This window comes from Nonomuraea sp. H19 (assembly GCF_052068215.1).
In the GTDB taxonomy this organism is placed as follows: Bacteria; Actinomycetota; Actinomycetes; order Streptosporangiales; family Streptosporangiaceae; genus Nonomuraea.
On record NZ_JBQHCV010000004.1, the window covers coordinates 92454 to 109528 of the forward strand.

The window sequence follows — 17075 nt, forward strand, 5'->3', positions numbered from 1 at the left end:
CCTGATGACACTGGAGATCGGGTTCCTCGGGCCCTGGGAGATCAAGGCGGGCGGGCAACCGGTACGGCTGGCGGGCCGTCGCCGTATCGCCGTTCTGACGCGGCTGGCGCTGGACGCCGGCCGGCCCGTCACCGCGCGTCAGCTCGTCGCCGACGTCTGGGGGCAGACCTCGGCGGCCACGGCCGGCAAGCAGCTCCACATCGTGGTGTCGAAGCTGCGTTACGTACTCACCCCCGAGATCATCGCGACCGTGCCCGGCGGCTATCTGCTGGACCTGCCCCGTGAGCAGGTCGACGCGCACAGCTTCACGCTGCTGGCCGGCCGGGCGCGGATGGCGCGCAACCGCCGCGAGCCGGGTACGGCCGACGAGCTGTTCCGGCGGGCGCTGGCCCTGTGGCGGGGGCGCGCCCTGACCGAGCTGGTCGACTCATGGGCGCAGATCGAGTCCAGCCGCCTGGAGGAAGAGCGCCTGGCCGTCTTCGAGGATCACATCGACCTGCGCCTGGCCGCGGGGGATCACCATGCGGCGGTAGCCGACCTCATCCCGCACGTCCAGGCTCACCCCCTGCGGGAGGGCGCGCGCGTCCAGTTGATGCTGGCGCTCTACCGCGCGGCCAGGCCGTCCGAAGCGCTCGCGGTCTATCAGGAGGGCCGCACCCTCATGATGGCGGAGCTCGGCGTCGAGCCGGGCACGCGGCTGCGCCGGCTGCAGCATGCCATCCTCACCAGAGATCCCGTGCTCGAGCTCACCACTCCGGCGCAGTCCAGCACGATCGTCCCCGCCGAACTGCCCGCCGATACCCGGTCGTTCACCGCCCGGCATGAGGAGGTGGGCCGGCTGCGGGAAGCGGTGGTGGGTGCGGGCGTGGCCGTGGTCGACGGGCCCGGCGGCGTGGGCAAGTCGGCGCTCGCCGTCCACGTCGCGCACGTGATGGCCGGACGGTTCCGCGATGGCGTCATCTACGTCAACCTGAACGGCGCGACTCCGGGACTGCAGCCGCTGCCGGTACTCGACGCCCTGGGCCACTTGCTGCGTTCGCTGGGGCTGGACGGCTCCGCCGTACCGGCCGACCTCGAAGGGGCGATCGCCCGCTACCGGTCCCTCACTGCGGCGAGCAACCTGCTCGTCATCCTCGACAACGCGCTCGACGCCCACCAGGTGCGGCCGCTCATCCCGGCAGGCGCGGGCTGCCGGGTGATCATCACCAGCCGCGATGCCCTGACCACGCTCGACAACGCCCGCTCCCTGCATCTGACCGGGCTCGGCGACAGCGATGCCGTCACGCTGCTCGCCAGGATCGCGGGCCCGGGCCGCGTCCAGCGCGAGCCGGAGGCCGCCGCGAAGATCGCCGAGCTGTGCAGCGGCTTCCCCCTGGCCATCCGGATCGCCGGCGCCCGCCTCGCCGCGCGGCCCGACTGGCAACTGGCCGACCTCGCCGCCCGCCTCGCCGACGCGGCCCGGCGTCTGGACACCCTGCAATACGCCGACCTGGCCGTACGCGCCAGCATCGCGGTCAGCCACCGGCACCTGCGCGAGGAGCCCAGCGGCCACGACGCCGCGCACCTCCTCCCGCTCCTCGGCCTGCTCGACACGCCGACCCACACCCCGGCCGCGGCGGCCGCTCTGGCCGACTGGCCCGAGGCACGGGCAGAGGCGGCCCTCGAACGGCTCCGCGGCGCCCGGCTCCTGGAAGCCGCAGGCCACGGCCAATTCCGCTTCCACGACCTCATCCGCCTGTACGCCAGGGAACAGGCCGCCTGCGAGCTGTCAGAGCCCGAACGCGCGCCCGCGCTCCGCCGCGGGCTCCACCATTACCTGGCCACGGTCAACACCGCCACACGGCTCGTGCACGTCCAGATGCAGGAGCCCGCGTACGAGGCGGAGCAGCCCGGTCTCGCGCTCGCCAGCGCGCGGGAGGCCGGCGAATGGACCGAGGCCGAGCGTGACAACCTCCTCGCCGCGGCCCGCCAGGCAGCCGAGGCCGCCGATCCGGACACCGCCATAGGACTGGCGATCGGGCTGCACTGGCCGTTCAACTACCGAGGCTGGGTCACGCACTTGGCCGACGTCCACCGGAACGCGGTCGAGGTGGCCGCGCGGTGCGGAGACTGGGCCGGCCAGGCGCAGGAGGAGAGCTACCTGGGCTGGGTCTACCGCGACCAGGGACGCTACGAACAGGCGATCGACCACCTGGAACGGGCAGTGGCGTGCTGGGACAAGACCGCCCTGCCGCACCGGAGGATGGCGACCTTGAACAAACTCGGCGTCGTCTACACCATGCTCGGGCGGCTCGACCTCGCCGTCGCCAACCTGGCACGGGCCCTGGACATCGCCGAGGAGACCGACGACCGCTACGCGCGAGGCGCCATCCTCAACAACCGCGTGCACGTGCTCTACCGGCAGGGCCGGTTCGAGGAGGCCATAGCGCAGGCGAGGATGGCCATCGTGGAGTGGAGCGGCATCGGCATCCTGTATGGGGAGGGGGTGTCCCGCGAGGCCCTGGCCCGCGCCTACATGCATGCCGGACATCTCGCCGAGGCGGCCGACACCTACCAGGTGGCGCTGGCGCTCCTGCGCGAAGCCGGATACCGCATCGGCTACGCCGTGACCGCCTGGTGGTCCGGCCAGACCCTGCACGCCCTGGGACGGCACGCCGAGGCTCGGCAGGGCTGGCGCAACTGCTTCGCGACCCTCCTGGAGACGCGCCTCCTGACCCGCGCGGACGTGGACGAGCTGCTCGAGCAGCCCGTTCCGGATATGCCGGGACCGATCAGGAACATGCTGTAGGGACCAGCTGCAATGCCGTGTAGTGACGCTGCGGCGAACTCGTAGAGAGCCTCCAAGGTGGGGACCCCCGATCAATCGCTAAGGAACCAGCAACCCCCAGTACAACGCCCAAGGCAGGAACACCACGCCGCCCGCCATCAGGACGCTCAGTCGTACCTTCTCTCCCCTTGCGGCGACCCGTCGCCATCGCACTCCTGTCATGACGGTCGCCACCACGGTCACCACGGCGAGCGCCTGCAGCGCCAACCACACCACCGGCCTGCCCGCCAGCACAGGCCCGGGCATGGCCAGCTTCCCTCCGGTCATCACCAGATAGAACAGATACGAGAACCCCCCGGCCACCACCGCCAGCCCCCCGGCGCTGACCACCCGAGCAGCCTTGACGACCTCCACCGCCGACCGCCGGCCCCGGACCCGCCGGATCAGGGCGACCATCGGATACCCCCCGAACGCCATCAGGAACACCATCAGAGCCACCAGCTGAACGACCGCCGACTCCCACCATTCGGTGGGCGGCACGCCCACAGAGTCATCCGCCTGCACCGGTGCGGGCCCCGAAATCCGTGCCGCAGGAGCCCGACCCGATGTCACGCTGTCCACCCAGCTCCCCAGCAGCTCCGAGTAGCCGGGGGCGAGCTCGGGCAACCGCGTGACCCCGCCGTCGGGCGTCTGATGAGCGGCGTGGTCGGCATCGGCGAAGAACCGGAAGGTGTACGCCCTGTTGCCCCCCTTTTCCAGGGCTGCGGCGAGCAGCGGCGGCGTTTCCCGCGGCGGCGTCAGCAGATCATGAACCCCCCAGATTCCCAGCACGGGCTGCCGTACCCGCCCGAGGACCGGCTCGGGATCGTAGTAGGGCTCGGGAAACATCCCTCCGTCCGCGATCACCCGGTACAGGTTCGGCTCGGCCCGCCCGACGATCGACCCGTCGACCCCCGCCTTCCGCAACCCGGCGGCCACCGCCCAGGCCTGCTGCCGTAGCGGCTGCACCGCATTGGCGCCGACAAGCACCACGAACGCGATGTCCTTGGACCGGGAAGCCGCGAGAGGCGCCACCCACCCGCCTTCACTGAGCCCCCAGATGCCGACTTTCCCCGGATCAATCCCCGGCCGGCCCCGAAGCGCCCCGATGGCCCCCAGCGCGTCGTCGGCCAGTTGCGAGTAGGACCTCTTGAACAGCGAATACCCTTCGGACCGCTTGTCGTAGATCAGCACGGAGAGCCCCTGCCGGGCAAAGGCGACGGCCTCACCCAGCAACTTCTCCCGTGGTGTCCCGGTCCCGGCCCCATGTACCAGCACGATCCCGGCTCGCCCTGCAGCAGCGCGTACGGGGCTGATCACGCTGCCCCGCAGCACCAGCCCTCCGCTCCCTTGAAAGCTCACCTCCTCCGCCACTAGATCGGCGGGCAGGGCAGGCGGCCCCAGCCCAACCTCCGCGCTCGCCAGGGTCGATGTGAGCGGCGGGACCGAGGCCACAGAGGCAGCGGCGGCTACGGGAGGGCTGAGAGCCAAGAGAGCGGCGCTGATGCCTGTCAGGATGAGTCGCATATCGCCGACACTAGTCTGCAGAGAGATGTCGGCAAAGAGACGTCTGCAGATTTCGTTCTCTAGGACTAGCCTGATCCTCATGAAGGAGGATGAGCCGTTCGTGCTCCATGACCCAGGTAGGCTCAAGGCCCTGGCCCACCCCATGCGCCGCCGCATGCTGACCCACCTCAACGTGCACGGCCCGGCGACCTCGACCACCCTCGGCGAACTGCTCGGCGCCAAGACCGGCACCACCAGCTACCACCTGCGCCAGCTGGAGAAGTACGGCTTCATCGAGGAGATCCCCGAACGCTCGTCAGGCCGGGAACGATGGTGGCGCCGCGCCGACTTTCCCCGGGACATGCGCGCCCCAACCCCTGATGAGCTCGCCCCGGAAGACCGCCCGGTCCTGGCCGAATTCCACCGGATCGGCTTCGAAGAGGACCGTGCCCTGATGGAGCGCTTCCCTGCCGCCTACCGCGCCGACCCCGACTGGGCGAGGGGTTCGCGAGGCCTGGCCCGCATGACCAAGCAGGAGCTGAGTGAGTTCTACGACGAGTACATCGCCCTGCTCCTGAAATACAGCCACCCGGCAGACGATGCTCCGCCGGACGCCCGCCCCCTGTACGTCCGCTTCTTCACCCTCCCGGCAGACGAGGACTAGCTCGCCCGCGAATCGAGGTTTGTGCCGGGCGCGGGTTCCCGTCCGCCCCTGCGTGATGCCCTAGGCGAGCGCCTGAACGAGGATGTCGGCGAGCAGGGCCGCCTGGCTGCCGTCCTCGTCCAGATCCGGATCCAGGATCGTCACCTCGAGACCGGCCGCTCCAGGGAGGGCGAGCAGCCCTCGCAGCAGCTCGGTGAGCTGGGCGGCGTCGAGCCCGCCTGGAGTGGGGGAGTCGACGGCGGGCAGCACGGACGGGTCGAGAACGTCGGCGTCCACATGAATCCAGAACCCGTCAAGTTCGTCCCGGACCAGCACCTCTTTGGCTCGATCGAGGTCGATGTCGGTGCCGGGGATGAAGGCCACTCCACTATCCGAAAAATCCCGCAAATCCTCCTCATCCCGGACACCGAGCACGATCACATCCTCGTCCCTGACGTACGGTCGCAGCCCGTCGATGTCGGTGAGGTAGTCGTCACCGCGCCCGGTCACCAAGGCCAGGTCCTCCCCGGCCGCCGAGCCGACGTGCGGGGAGTTGCCGAGGTGCCGGAAGTCGGAGTGCGCGTCCACGTACGCAAGCCCGTACCGCCCGGCCTTGCGCAGGGCCACCGCCGGGCCGAGCAGGATCGAGCAGTCACCGCCGAGCAGCACGGGGAACCCGCCCGCCGCCCTGATCTCGGTCACCTTCCCGGAAAGCCTGCGGGCGTAGGCGGCGATCGCGGGGCCGTTGCGCACGCCGTCGCCGGGCTTCCAGGTGGCAACGTAGCGGGGCGGCACGAGGGCGCCCGCGTCCTTCGCATCGAGGCGCTGGACGAGGCCGGCGTTCCGCAGTGCCCAGGGGGCCTTGTAGCAGCCGGGAACGGTGCCGGGAGCCGGCGGGCGCAGGCCGAGGTTGGAAGGAGCGTCGAGGAGCGTTAGATCTCTGTCAGGGGTTATTATGCTCATACTCGTGACGGTAGCAAGGGGAGGGTGAATGCGCCAGTTCGCGGAGACGGGGCTCGTGGCGATCGACCTGGCCAACACATGGGACGAATACCTGGACGATCCCGAACGGCTGCCGGACGCGGCGGCGTTGGATCGTTTCTGCCGCGAGTCGGGCGAAACCGAGGAGAGTGCGGGAGGCGATCTCGATGCGGTCCGGGCGGTGCGGGGGCGGCTGCGTGCCGTGCTGGCCTGCGATCCGCCTGAGCGGACACGCACCCTGGCCGGCTGGGTCACCGAACTGCCGGTGCGGGCGGTCGTGGAGGAGTCCGATGGGGCGCCGCGACTACGGCTCGCCGCACCGGAGGGAGCCGCCCTGGCCGATCGCCTCGCCGTACGATCCGTCGCCGAGTTGCTCGACCTAGCCGCCTCGGGCGAGTGGGAACGCCTGCGCCTGTGCGCGGCCCGACCATGCCAGGACGCCTTCGTCGATGGCAGCCGCCCGGGACGCCGCCAATTCTGCTCGACCCGCTGCGCCAACCGCGCCCACGCCGCCGCCTCCCGCGCCCGCCATCGGTGACAACGCGGATGCGACTCGACATCCAGGCCATTTCGCGAGCTGCTGCGGTGCGACCGCGATGAACCAAGAGGCTTATCTGAACTACTTCAGATAGACTACAGGCCATGGTGACGAAGAGCTTCCCGTACAGCGCGTTCCTCAGAGGTCCTTCGGAGGTGTTGCCCACGCTGGACAATGCCGACGTCATCCTCGAACGACGCGATGATGAGAACCTCATCCTGATGCGCGCCGAGAGATTCGAGGCGGGGGCGGCCAGCCTGCGAATCGCCGCCCGTGCGCTCGCCATAGTGGCTCGCCGCAACAGTGCCCTCGCGGAGGAGGTCCTTGCTGAGGAGCTTCCCTGGCTCACCTGGTTGCCCGACGCCGAACGCCATGAGTGCGTACGGGAGCTGCTCAGCCACCTGATCGCGGGGGCGGACACGGGAGAGCTGCTGCCCTTCGGGAGGTCTCTGACCTCGTGGCGTTCCACAGCGGTGATCTGGAGCGATCCGCAACTTGCTCGTGAGCTGCAGGGCCCCTTCTCCGGCGATGGACCGGAGGTTGCCCGTCCGGCAGGCGACTCCTGATGGCGGGCCGAGGAGACGATGTTCCCCGGCCCAAGCCGTGGCGTGTTCGCTTCGCCGACCGACGTGCCGCCGAAGGTTGGAAACACCTGCTTGCCCAGGCACCGGAAAACCTCGATCGGGCGTGGGTGGCCATCACCAGCGATCCGCGACATGTGGATTGCCGCCAGCGCCCGCTCAAGGGCTCCCTAGGGATCGTGACAGTCTTTCAGGGCGCGACTGCTGGCACCACGCGCTGGCCATGGCGGGCTCGGGGGCGCCGCGACTACGGCTCGCCGCGCCCGAGGGAGCCGCGCTGGCCGAACGCCTCGCCGTACCGTCGTCGCCGAGCTGATCGACCTCGACGCCTCGGGCGACTGGGAGTGCCTGCGCCTGTGCGCGGTCCGACCATGCCAGGACGCCTTCGTCGATGGCAGCCGCCCGGGACGCCGCCAATTCTGCTCGACCCGCTGCGCCAACCGCGCCCACGCCGCCGCCTCCCGAGCTCGTCACCGGTGAGGCAGCGGCTCGCGCTTGACGGCGCGGGCTAGCCGTACGACTTGGCGACTCCGTCGAGGAGGTGTTCAAGGGTGTCGTAGGAAGGGATGTCGACCACATCGATGAGATCGGTCGCGACGGGCACGTTGTGATCTGCGGCGACCTTGGCGAACCCGGCGGTGTCGCCCGAACGGAACCCGTGCTCGGCGGCGAGCCTTTGCAGCTCCGGGTCGGTGCTCAGCAGGCGTCCGACGCGGTCGCCGGACGCGTTGAGCGGCACCAGCGTGTGCTTGGACAGCACGGTCGGTGATGGGTACATCAGCACCATCCCGGGCTTGATTCGCCCTCGCGTGGCGGCGTCGATGAACTGCGCCTCGTAAATCCAGACCATCGGTGTCGGGCCCATGCCCACCGTGAGGTATTCATTGAACGGGCCCTCGGAGGTGTTGTCGGTGTAGCCCTGGCTGGTGAAGAGCTGGGTCACCAGGGGCAGCACATCTTTCTCGGCGCTGGCGCCATGCACGATCGTGCTGCCGTTCGCGACATAGCTGGCGATCGCCAGATACATGGCCGCGGAATTCGACGTGCGAGGGTCCGTCGTGGAGACCAGGATGTTCTTGTTGACGGGATAGACGGTGTTGTCCGTGAGCTGGTCCCATTTGGTGTCCGTGGTGACCAGCTCGAGGTAGCGGCCGACGTTGAAGGTCGGGACGGGCCCCTTCTTCACGACGCCTGCCTTGGTCAGCAGGTCGGCGATCGGCTGGAACGTCGCGATCGCCATCGGGGAGGAGAACGGTGTGTACTTCGTGCTGATCCGACGCTGGCGCTGGATCAACTCGCCCGCCGGTGCGCTCGACGGGAACGCGAAGTCGTACCGTCCGAGGTCGATCGAGGTAGCGATCTGGCGTGAGCCCGCCGGTTCGACGTCGACCTTCACTCCCTTATCGGCGAGGGCCTTCAACACACGTGGATCCTCGAAGAACGCTTTCTTCTCGGAGCCGATCACACCGCGCACGATCGTGAGCGGGGGCGGGGGCGGGGGCGGGGGCTCCTCCTGCCTGATGTTCACGACCACCACGGCGGCGACCACGGCAACCGCAACAACCAGGATCAGCGACAGAAATCCCTTGCTGCGAATTCGCGGAGGCCACATTCGTAATGGCCGATCGATTTCCGGAGAATGACGTCCAGATGAATCAAGCGTGTCGGCGGTGGTGCCCGGCGCCGTTTTCGCCGTTGCCGCGGGATGGGTGGCCGTGGCGGTCTCCGGCTGAACGTCGGCGGGCGCCTCTGATGGCGCAGCGGCCTCGGCCGCCGCTTTCGCCGTCAACTCCCCGCGGGCGATGCGTTCGACCAGGATGGGGACGAAGTCCCTGACGGGACGGCCGTCGAAGCGGCGATGGACCGTCCCCAGCACATCCTCGACGTATTCGGCAGGGTGGGTGCCGGCGAAGACCTGGACCAAGTGATCGGCCGCCCGGCGCATCGCCTGTTCCTCGCGGAGGGTATCGACACTCACCAGTATCTCCTCGGCCTAGCATTGGTCAGATATCGCGGCAAGCTGCCATGCCTGCCCACGCGCCGGGCCCAACCTTATAGGGGTTTTCGGCCGCGTCGATAACCGAGTCAACCTCATAATCAAACTCGCAGGCGATGGCGATCCGACCGGGTGCCTCGAAATCGTTTGTTAACCATTCGCCGGGTTTTTGTTCAAAAAAGAGGCGTGAGTGTTTGCGTTTGTTCATGAAGCTGACCCGTGAACGGGCTGCTGTATATCCCGCCGCGACAGGCCGGCTCCTCTACTGCGGTGCGAGGGCAACCTGCCTTGCGCCGCCCGGCCGTCACCCTCGGTGCGGCCGCGGTCCCGTCCTTGGGGAGACCCGTCCGGCGCAAAGTACGCGCGCAGGCGGCTGGTTCCGAAGGCTCTACGTGGCTGCCGGGCAGCAGCGCATCGGAGGGAACCTTCCCCCACGCCCAGGTCGTGCTCGCCACCGGCCGGCAGCGCTAGGGCGGCGATGGCGATCCACCGCGGCGATAGGGAGCGATCCAGGAATTGTCGGTCGGGGTGGCTAGCTTTCGATCATCCCCCCGATGATGGAGGTTGGTCGATGTATCGACAGGGCGACATCCTGATCATGCCGGTGCCGGAGGAGTCCGCGCCGCGCACACTGCGGCCGGAGCCCCGGGACGCCCGCGGGCGTCTGGTGCTGGCGTACGGCGAAGCTACCGGGCACTGCCACGCGATCCCCGGCCCCGGCACTCTCTCCGGCGGCTTCCTGCACCTGCCCGAGGGCGGCAGGCTCGTGCACGAGGAGCACGAGGCGATCTCGCTGCCGAAGGGCTGGTATCGCGTGATCCGGCAGCGTGAATACGTGCCGGGCTCCTACCGGGTGGTGGCCGACTGATGGAGACCTTGACCTGGGAACGGATCGCCCGCGCCACCGGTCCGGGTGGTGACCCCGGATCGGCGGTGCGACAGGCGTACCGTGAGGCCGGGCTGGACGCGCCCGAGCATGTGGTCGTGCTGGCCTCCCCGGCGGCGGGAGCCGTCGCGGCGGCCTGGCTCACCGGCGACGTCTCCCGGCGCCTGCAGTTGGAGAAGGCCGGGCCGAGGGTGCAGGGGCAGGACGAGGCGCCCGCGTTCGGGGCGGAGGCGCCGGGGCTGGGTGGGCGTGGGCGTGAGATGCGTCCGACTGCCGAGCCGCCTGGACTCCAGACAGCGGGCGGGGAGCCGCTGTTCAAGGCTTTGCGGGGGGTCGGTGAGCCTGGGCGGTCGGTGCGGGACGCGATCCGTACGGCGCCGTGGGAGCAGGCCAGGGCGGCGGCCTACGCCGAGCTCGGGCCGGTCGGGTGGGCGGCGTTGTGGGATGAGACGGGCGGGCGGCTCTGGCCGCAGGTTGACCGGCTCGTCACCGGCATCCGGCGGGCCATCGCCGACCTCGGCGGCGAGACCCACCGTCAGGTGACGCTCGACGCGGTGCTGGGCCAGCATGACGCGCCGTGGCTGTCGGCGTTCAAGGGGCTCGACGGGCTCAAGCGGGTGGCCGGGTGCGCGGGCTGGTGGTGGCCGTACGAGCGGGTGGCGATCGTCACCGAACGGCCCGTCGAGCTGCACCTCGACGACCTTGGGCGGCTGCATCGCGCGGATGGGCCCGCCATGGCCTACGCCGACGGGTTCGCCCTGCACGCCTGGCATGGCATGCCTGTTCCGGCCGACTTCGGGGCCGCGATGCGCGGGCTCACGCCGGAGCGGATCCGCAACGAGGACAACGCCGAGCTGCGCCGCGTCATGCTGGAGCACTTCGGCTTCGACCGCTACCTTGCCGAATCCGGCGCGAAGCCCCTGCACCGCGACGAGACCGGTGTTCTGTGGCGCATCGACCTGCCCGACGACGAGCCGATCGTCATGGTGGAGGTCGTCAACTCCACGCCCGAACCCGACGGCACCCGCCGCACCTACTTCCTGCGGGTGCCGCCGTGGGTGCAGCGGGCCAGGCAGGGAGTCGCGTGGACGTTCGGCGTCGAGGAGCAGGACTACCAGCCCGAGCGTGAGACCTGAGGTCCTGCTGCTCACAGCTGCCGGCCTCGTCGAGCTCGGCAGCGACGGCGTCGCGGACCATGCGGTCAGAGGAGACTCGATCGCATGAGTGACCGCACGGTCGTGAACACTCTCGGGTCGATCGGCGAAGGAGAGGAGTGAACCCAAGGACCGAGAGGTGACCGCGATGACACGGGCGCTGCCTGCGCAAGCCAGGGACGCCATGATCATCGAGCAGTCCTGGCGGGAGCCGGAGCGCTTCGCCGCCATCTTCGACCGCTACTACCCGGAGATCCACGGCTACGCCGCACGCAGGCTGGGCAGCAGCTTGGCCGACGATGTCGCCGCGGAGACGTTCCTGATCGCTTTCGACAAGCGCATCGGTTACGACGTCGCCCGCACCGACGCGAGGCCCTGGCTGTACGGCATAGCTTCCAATCTGATCGCCCGGCACCACCGCGCCGAGGTGCGCCAATACCGCGCGCTGGCCAAGGCGGGCACGGAGGATCTCGCGGAGGACCACGCCGATCGGGTCGCGGGAGTGGTGGACGCGGTCGCGCGCAAATTACGGCTCGCCCAAGCCCTGGCCGAGATTGCCGACGGCGACAGGGACGTGCTGCTCCTGGTCGCCTGGGCCGAGCTCACCTCAGAGGAGGCGGGCAGGGCACTGGGCATCCCGGCGGGGACGGCACGCTCACGGCTGCACAGGGCCCGCAAGAGGATCCAGGCCGCACTCGGAGAGGACGGATCATGAAGGACGTCGAGACGCTGCGCGAGGCCTGGGATCGACCGGAGCCTCCTTCGCCGGCTGCGCAGTCGGCGGCCAGGGCCGCACTCCTGGCGCGAGCCGCCGGACGCCGCCCCAAGCCTAGGTGGCTGGGGCGAAGGCTTACCGTGGCCGCGTCGGTGGCCGCGTCGGTGGTGGTGATCGCGACGAGCGCGACCCTGGTGCAGACCGTGGGCCGGACAGAGCCGACGCACCCCGCCGCCAGCGCGCAGGCAATGCCCCCGACTATGGTGGCGACAGTACAGAAGGACTTCCCGCCGCCGCGCGACGATCAGTGGATCTACACTGAGCTGCGCATACAGGGCCACAACTACAAGGGACGCAAGGTCGAACAGCTCACCCCGCAGACGCCGCTGAAGAGCATGGTCCATGAGTTCTGGGCGCGAGCCGACGGCAAGCGGGTCGCCTACAAGGTGAACGGCAAGCTCATGACCTCCAACCCCGGAGAGCGGTCGCCGGAGAACACCTACGCCATACTGGTCGCGCTGCCCACCGATCCCGACAAACTGCTGGCCAGATTCCGCAAGATCTACTCCATGAGGGGCGCGGACCAGGACGACTGGATCTTCGAGCGGTTCGCCGTGACCCTCCAGGCGAATATCGTCCCTCCGGCCCTCGAGGCCGCCATCTTCCAGGCGATGACCAAGATCCCCAGCGTGAAGGTGAACGAGTCGGCGGTGGACGTCGAGGGCCGTCCTGCGCTGTCGGTCTCTCGTGTCGTTGACGGCTGGCGCAACTTCGAGATCCTGCTGGACCCGGCGACGTACGCGTTCCGGGGCCGTCGCGAGACCGCGGCCGTGGATCACGAGGAGCGAGTTCCGCGGCCGGGTGTCAAGGCGTTCACCATCAAGGACGGCAAGCGCGTTCCGATGCCCCCTCGCGTGGAGTGGACCATCCAGAAGGGGACGGTCTGGATGATGTCCACCCGCACCGCCGTGGGCGTCGTCGACCAGGCCGGACAGAAGCCGTAACCGCCCTCAGCCGATGCCTACTACGGTGTTGTGCACGACGAGCGATTCCCGAGAGGGGAAAGGCCTGAGGGCACGCTTGAAACGGGGGAGGGATGGCAGTCGCTACCACCGCTTCTCCGGTTGCTCATCGCGAAGTGGCCGGAAAGCTGGGACCTCGACCGCGGGAATTTGATATGATCTCCACAACTTAGGCCTCCTTGGCGTGGATCCCATCCGCCGAGGAGGCTTTTTTCATGCCCCGGGCCGGGCCGTGCCCCCCGGTGCAGGTGGAGCCCCTGACCAGTGACCTGGACATGCGGCCTCGCCATCCGTCTTTCTCAACGAAGGAGATTCATGCCAGACATACGTGTGCGCCCAGTGGCCGGCAGCGAATGCCGCTTGGAGGTCGCCGACCGCCCTTGGACCGAGGAACGCAGGCCTGTACCGGGCCGACCGGAACTGCCACTCGACGTCTGGGCCTCGTTCGTCATCCCGGGGGAGCGTGGCAACGCATGACCACACACACCAACGCCGTGGCGGCCGCGGGCACCTGGATGCTTGGTGACCGGATGGTCAATCGCATCGGGTTCGGGGCGATGCGCCTCACGGGCAGTGCCGCCTTCGACCTGGGCACGCCGAGCGACCGGGAACGGTCGATCAAGGTGGTCCGGCGCGCGGTCGAGCTGGGCGTCAATCACATCGACACTGCCGCGTTCTACTTCTCGTCGCTGCGCTCGGCCAACGAGCTCATCAACCGGGCGCTGGCGCCGTACCCGGACGACCTGGTCATCGCTACCAAAGTGTGGCCGGGGCGGGACCCGTCGGGTAAGTGGTGGTGGGCCACGCCAGAGCAGTTGCGCGGCCAGGTCGAGGAGAACCTGCGCCAGTTGGGCCGTGACCACCTGGATGTCGTGAACCTGCGCGTCCCCCCAAGCCGGAAAGGCAGCTCGATCGCCGAACATTTCGGCGCGTTGGCTGACCTGCGCGATGCCGGGCTCATACGCCACCTGGGGATATCCAACGCCACGCCCGAGCATCTGGCTGAGGCCCAGGCCATCGCCCCAGTGGTCTGCGTGCAGAACGCCTACGGCGTCGGCGCGTCAGCCGAGGAGCAGGAATTCCTGCGAGCCTGTGGCGAGCAGGGCGTCGCCTTCGTGCCATTCTTCGCGATCGCCGGTGCCGGGCGCGAGGCAGGCGCGAGCGAGACCGATGACGAGACAGTGCTCGCCGTGGCACGCGCACACGATGTGACGCCGGCGCAAGTCCGGCTGGCGTGGACCCTCCACCAGGGGCCACACGTGCTGGCCATCCCCGGCACCGGCAACCCGGATCACCTGGCTGCCAACGTGGCCGCCGGCGCGCTGCGGCTCTCGGATGACGAGATGGCACTCCTCTCGTACCTGTATTTGCGCAGTCCCTAAAGAGGCCAGACCGTGGGGATGCGCTCCAGGATGCCGCCGGCGAAGATGTCGTAGAGACCCAGCGGTTCCAGGTGGACATATCCGATATGGCAGTCGCAGGTCGTGGCGGGGCAGGGCCGCGGCCGCAACGCCGGGCGGTACGAGCCGTCGTACAGGTTGCCCAGCACCTCCGGGATGAAGTGGCAGCGGCGGACCGTGCCGTCCCCGCTCACCGAGATCACGCTGTCCCCTGTGCGGCACGGCAGCCCTGCGCTGGGGTGCGCGAACCGGCTGTAGGAGAACAGAGGGTCGATCTGCGACCATTCGGCCGCCTCGGCGTCGGTATAGAGGCGGCCCTCCTCGGCGTTCACCCACAGGTACGTCGAAGCGGGCAGATCCGCCCTGAGCCGCCGAGCGTCCGCCAGGTGCGCGGGGTCGCCGACGACGCCGACGCTGTGCCGTACCGGGAGGGAGCGGATCTTGCCGAGGAACCGGTCGTAAGCGACCTGCGTCGGGTGGTACGTCACCCACAGCGCGGCTCGGTCCGACGTCTCGGTCAGCCAGTCGGTACGGCAGCTCAGATTCGTCTGGATGGCGACCCTGGCGACGTTCGGCAGCCAGGACAGCTCCACGAGCGCCCGCCGGTACCACGACCTGACCAGCCCCTCGCCCCATGGCGTGAACAGGATCGACAGCTCGAATTCCCGTGAGGCCGCCCACTTCACGAACCGCTCCAGCGCCGCCCGGTCTGCCCGCAACTGCTCCGGCGTGTCGCGCCGCTTGGCGAACGGGCAGTAGGCGCAGTCGTAGTCACAGCTCGCGAGCGGGCCGCGGAAGAGGATGGTCAGCACGGCGCGTACCCGTCCATGAGCCGCCTGACCTCCGGTGAGAACAACGCTGGCCCGATCGCGTCCGAATAGGCCAGCCCCTCGGCCGTGAGCCGGACTGTCCCGGGATCCACCTGGAGCCAGGCCGCAAAAGGCTCCAGCGGGAAGTCGGCCAGCACGTCGGTGCCGAACCGGTCCAGGTAGAGCTCCCGCGACAGCCCCTCCGCCTGCAGCAGCGACTGGATGAGATGCCGCCGCTTGCGCTCGTCGAGCGAGAGCGTGAACCCCACGTTGGCCACGTCGAACTCCTCCCCGGCCACGTAGTCGTCGATGATCGAGCGCACGTGCCGCGCCTCCACGGCGTATTCGAAGGAGTAGTGCAGCTTGCTGGTGTACGACCGGGCACCGCAGCCGAGCCCCACCATGCCGTCGGTCTGGCAGCAGTAGCCGGTGGACGTCTCCGACGACCCTGGCAGCCGGAACATCCGCATCGAGACCTGCTCGTATCCCGCCGCCAGGAGGCGGTCGCGCCCGGCCCGGTAGAGCTCCAGCCGCTGGTCGTCCCACGCCCGCCCCTGCTTGCCGAGCCCCGTCAGCGGCCTGACGTACAGCGGGTACAAGTACAGCTCCTCCGGCCTCCACGCGAGCGCGGCCTCGACGGAGTACAGCCAGGAGTCGACGCTCTGCCCGTCGATGCCGTAGATCAGGTCGATGTTGAGCACCGGCACGCCCGCCGCGCGGATCGCGTCGAGCGCCGCTTCCACCTCGGCCCGCTTCTGCGGGCGCACGGCGGAACGGGCCTCGGCGTCGATGAAGCTCTGCACTCCGATGGAGACGCGCGAGGTGCCCCGCTCGACCAGGACGGCCAGGCGGTCGGGCGTGGCGGTGGCGGGGGAGGTCTCCACGGACAGCGGGATCTGTGCCAGGTCGGCACCCATCGTGCGCTCGGTCAGGTCGAATAGCCGCGTCAGCTCGCCGGCGCTGAGGTACGTCGGTGTTCCGCCGCCGAACGCCGCCGTGGTGAAACCGGTGTCCTCCAGCGCGTCGCGCACCTGGACGGCCTGGAATTCCAGTGTGTCCAGGTAGGCCGTGACCAGCTCCTCCGGGGCGCCGGTGCGGGTGAACAAATTGCAGAAGCCGCAGCGCATCTCGCAGAACGGGATGTGCACGTACAGCGCGCCCGGCCGTTCCCCGGCCCAGACCTCCTTCAGCGGCGGGCGCGGATCGAGCGGCCGGTACGCGGTCTTGTGCGGATAGGCGTAGACGTAGCCCTCATAAGGCCGCATGATCCTCCAGTACGAATTCGGCATAGGGCACCGTCCAGACCACCTCGTGGCCGATCCGGTGCCCGACGTGCCCGTCCTCGCCGTACGCCGTGCCGTGGTCCGAGCAGACGATCACCAGACACGGACGCCGCATGAGCCCGTAGAGCCGCCCGATGTGCCGGTCCACGTAGCGCAGGGCCGCGGCGTGGCTCTCCAGCGAGTCGCCGGTGGCGCCGGGCAGGTAGAAGTGGTTCGGCTGGTGCAACGCCGACACGTTGACGAACAGGAACACCGGCTGGCGCACGCAGCCCCGCACCTCGGCGGCCCGGCCGATCTGATGCTCCAGCGACGCCGGGTTCGTCACGCCGAACTCCGGCTCCCAGTGGCTCTCCGCGAACAGACCCGGCAGGGCCGACCCGAGCGGGGTCAGCTTGTTGAAGAAGCCCACGCCCCCGATGCACACCGTGTGGTAGCCGGCCCGCGCCAGGCCGGTGGGCAGGTCGGGCGCGTCGAACACCCAGGTGCCCGCGGCCGTGGTCTCACTACCGGGGAACGTGGCCGCGAACAGCCGCGGATGCGGTCCCCGCGTCACCGGCGTGGGCAGGAACCCGGCGAACATGGCCGCGTGGGAGGCGTACGTGAAGCTTCCCGGACTGTGCCGCCGCTCCCACGACACGCCAGGCGGCAGCAGGTGGCGCAGCAGCCCGGCGTCGGCCAGTTCGGCGGCGACGTCGTAGCGCAGCGTGTCGAGCGTGACGAAAAGGATGTCGTGGCTGCCCACGATGTCGTTCATG

Annotated in this window: 17 protein-coding genes; 10 read left to right on the forward strand and 7 right to left on the reverse strand. The window is 69.4% G+C overall.

The features are described from left to right. The first annotated feature begins 4 nt into the window (after window positions 1-4). Window positions 5-2788: a BTAD domain-containing putative transcriptional regulator gene (locus tag ACTMTI_RS09745; protein WP_441119708.1), complete on the forward strand. Its 2784-nt coding sequence runs from the start codon at window positions 5-7 to the stop codon at window positions 2786-2788. Window positions 2789-2866: 78 nt separating this feature from the next. Here the strand turns inward: ACTMTI_RS09745 and ACTMTI_RS09750 are convergent, their stop codons facing one another. Continuing rightward, the gene (locus tag ACTMTI_RS09750; protein ID WP_441119710.1) at window positions 2867-4168 is read right to left on the reverse strand and encodes an alpha/beta hydrolase family protein; all 1302 of its coding nucleotides are present in this window, start codon (window positions 4166-4168) and stop codon (window positions 2867-2869) included. Window positions 4169-4412: 244 nt separating this feature from the next. On the opposite strand from ACTMTI_RS09750, the gene ACTMTI_RS09755 reads away from it, so the two are divergent. Next, complete coding sequence (locus ACTMTI_RS09755; protein WP_441119712.1) at window positions 4413-4976, forward strand: ArsR/SmtB family transcription factor; 564 nt, start codon at window positions 4413-4415, stop codon at window positions 4974-4976. Window positions 4977-5036: 60 nt separating this feature from the next. Here ACTMTI_RS09755 and ACTMTI_RS09760 read toward each other — a convergent pair whose 3' ends face one another. Beyond that, the gene (locus tag ACTMTI_RS09760) at window positions 5037-5918 is read right to left on the reverse strand and encodes an arginase family protein (protein ID WP_441119714.1); all 882 of its coding nucleotides are present in this window, start codon (window positions 5916-5918) and stop codon (window positions 5037-5039) included. 28 nt (window positions 5919-5946) lie between these two features. On the opposite strand from ACTMTI_RS09760, the gene ACTMTI_RS09765 reads away from it, so the two are divergent. The 3 genes from ACTMTI_RS09765 to ACTMTI_RS09775 all read left to right on the forward strand — a co-directional run bounded on the left by ACTMTI_RS09765 (window position 5947) and on the right by ACTMTI_RS09775 (window position 7535). Next, window positions 5947-6474 (forward strand): CGNR zinc finger domain-containing protein, encoded by a 528-nt coding sequence (locus tag ACTMTI_RS09765; protein WP_441119716.1) that lies wholly within the window; start codon window positions 5947-5949, stop codon window positions 6472-6474. A 104-nt stretch (window positions 6475-6578) separates the two neighbouring features. Continuing rightward, on the forward strand, window positions 6579-7040 hold the full coding sequence (locus ACTMTI_RS09770) for a hypothetical protein (protein ID WP_441119717.1): 462 nt from the start codon (window positions 6579-6581) through the stop codon (window positions 7038-7040). Between the two features lie 369 nt (window positions 7041-7409). Next, window positions 7410-7535, forward strand: a complete 126-nt coding sequence (locus ACTMTI_RS09775) for a CGNR zinc finger domain-containing protein (protein WP_441120279.1) — start codon at window positions 7410-7412, stop codon at window positions 7533-7535. Between the two features lie 28 nt (window positions 7536-7563). Here ACTMTI_RS09775 and ACTMTI_RS09780 read toward each other — a convergent pair whose 3' ends face one another. Further along, complete coding sequence (locus tag ACTMTI_RS09780) at window positions 7564-9000, reverse strand: three-helix bundle dimerization domain-containing protein (protein WP_441119718.1); 1437 nt, start codon at window positions 8998-9000, stop codon at window positions 7564-7566. Window positions 9001-9058: 58 nt separating this feature from the next. Then, window positions 9059-9259: a hypothetical protein gene (locus ACTMTI_RS09785; protein WP_441119719.1), complete on the reverse strand. Its 201-nt coding sequence runs from the start codon at window positions 9257-9259 to the stop codon at window positions 9059-9061. A 363-nt stretch (window positions 9260-9622) separates the two neighbouring features. Between ACTMTI_RS09785 and ACTMTI_RS09790 the strand changes: the two genes are divergently transcribed. From ACTMTI_RS09790 to ACTMTI_RS09810, 5 genes are all read left to right on the forward strand, one after another. Continuing rightward, complete coding sequence (locus ACTMTI_RS09790) at window positions 9623-9919, forward strand: hypothetical protein (RefSeq protein WP_441119721.1); 297 nt, start codon at window positions 9623-9625, stop codon at window positions 9917-9919. Continuing rightward, a complete protein-coding gene (locus ACTMTI_RS09795; protein ID WP_441119723.1) occupies window positions 9919-11073 on the forward strand; it encodes a DUF6745 domain-containing protein in 1155 nt (384 codons plus the stop codon). The genes ACTMTI_RS09790 and ACTMTI_RS09795 overlap by 1 nt, the downstream gene beginning before the upstream one ends. Before the next feature lie 166 nt (window positions 11074-11239). Further along, entirely contained in the window at window positions 11240-11806 is a 567-nt protein-coding gene (locus ACTMTI_RS09800) for an RNA polymerase sigma factor (RefSeq protein ID WP_441120280.1), read from the forward strand. Further along, window positions 11803-12810 carry a CU044_5270 family protein gene (locus tag ACTMTI_RS09805; protein WP_441119724.1) on the forward strand — a complete coding sequence of 336 codons (1008 nt, stop codon included), beginning with the start codon at window positions 11803-11805 and terminating at the stop codon, window positions 12808-12810. The genes ACTMTI_RS09800 and ACTMTI_RS09805 overlap by 4 nt, the downstream gene beginning before the upstream one ends. 491 nt (window positions 12811-13301) lie before the next feature. Next, window positions 13302-14210: an aldo/keto reductase gene (locus tag ACTMTI_RS09810; RefSeq protein ID WP_441119725.1), complete on the forward strand. Its 909-nt coding sequence runs from the start codon at window positions 13302-13304 to the stop codon at window positions 14208-14210. Here the strand turns inward: ACTMTI_RS09810 and ACTMTI_RS09815 are convergent. Genes ACTMTI_RS09815 through ACTMTI_RS09825 form a run of 3 tightly spaced genes read right to left on the reverse strand, consistent with a single transcriptional unit; the run spans window position 14207 to window position 17074 of the window. Then, window positions 14207-15040: an STM4011 family radical SAM protein gene (locus tag ACTMTI_RS09815; RefSeq protein WP_441119727.1), complete on the reverse strand. Its 834-nt coding sequence runs from the start codon at window positions 15038-15040 to the stop codon at window positions 14207-14209. The genes ACTMTI_RS09810 and ACTMTI_RS09815 overlap by 4 nt on opposite strands. Then, complete coding sequence (locus ACTMTI_RS09820) at window positions 15034-16302, reverse strand: STM4012 family radical SAM protein (RefSeq protein ID WP_441119729.1); 1269 nt, start codon at window positions 16300-16302, stop codon at window positions 15034-15036. The genes ACTMTI_RS09815 and ACTMTI_RS09820 overlap by 7 nt, the downstream gene beginning before the upstream one ends. Further along, window positions 16289-17074 (reverse strand): STM4013/SEN3800 family hydrolase, encoded by a 786-nt coding sequence (locus tag ACTMTI_RS09825; RefSeq protein WP_441119730.1) that lies wholly within the window; start codon window positions 17072-17074, stop codon window positions 16289-16291. Before ACTMTI_RS09825 ends, ACTMTI_RS09820 begins: the two co-directional genes overlap by 14 nt. Between the last annotated feature and the right edge of the window lies 1 nt (window position 17075).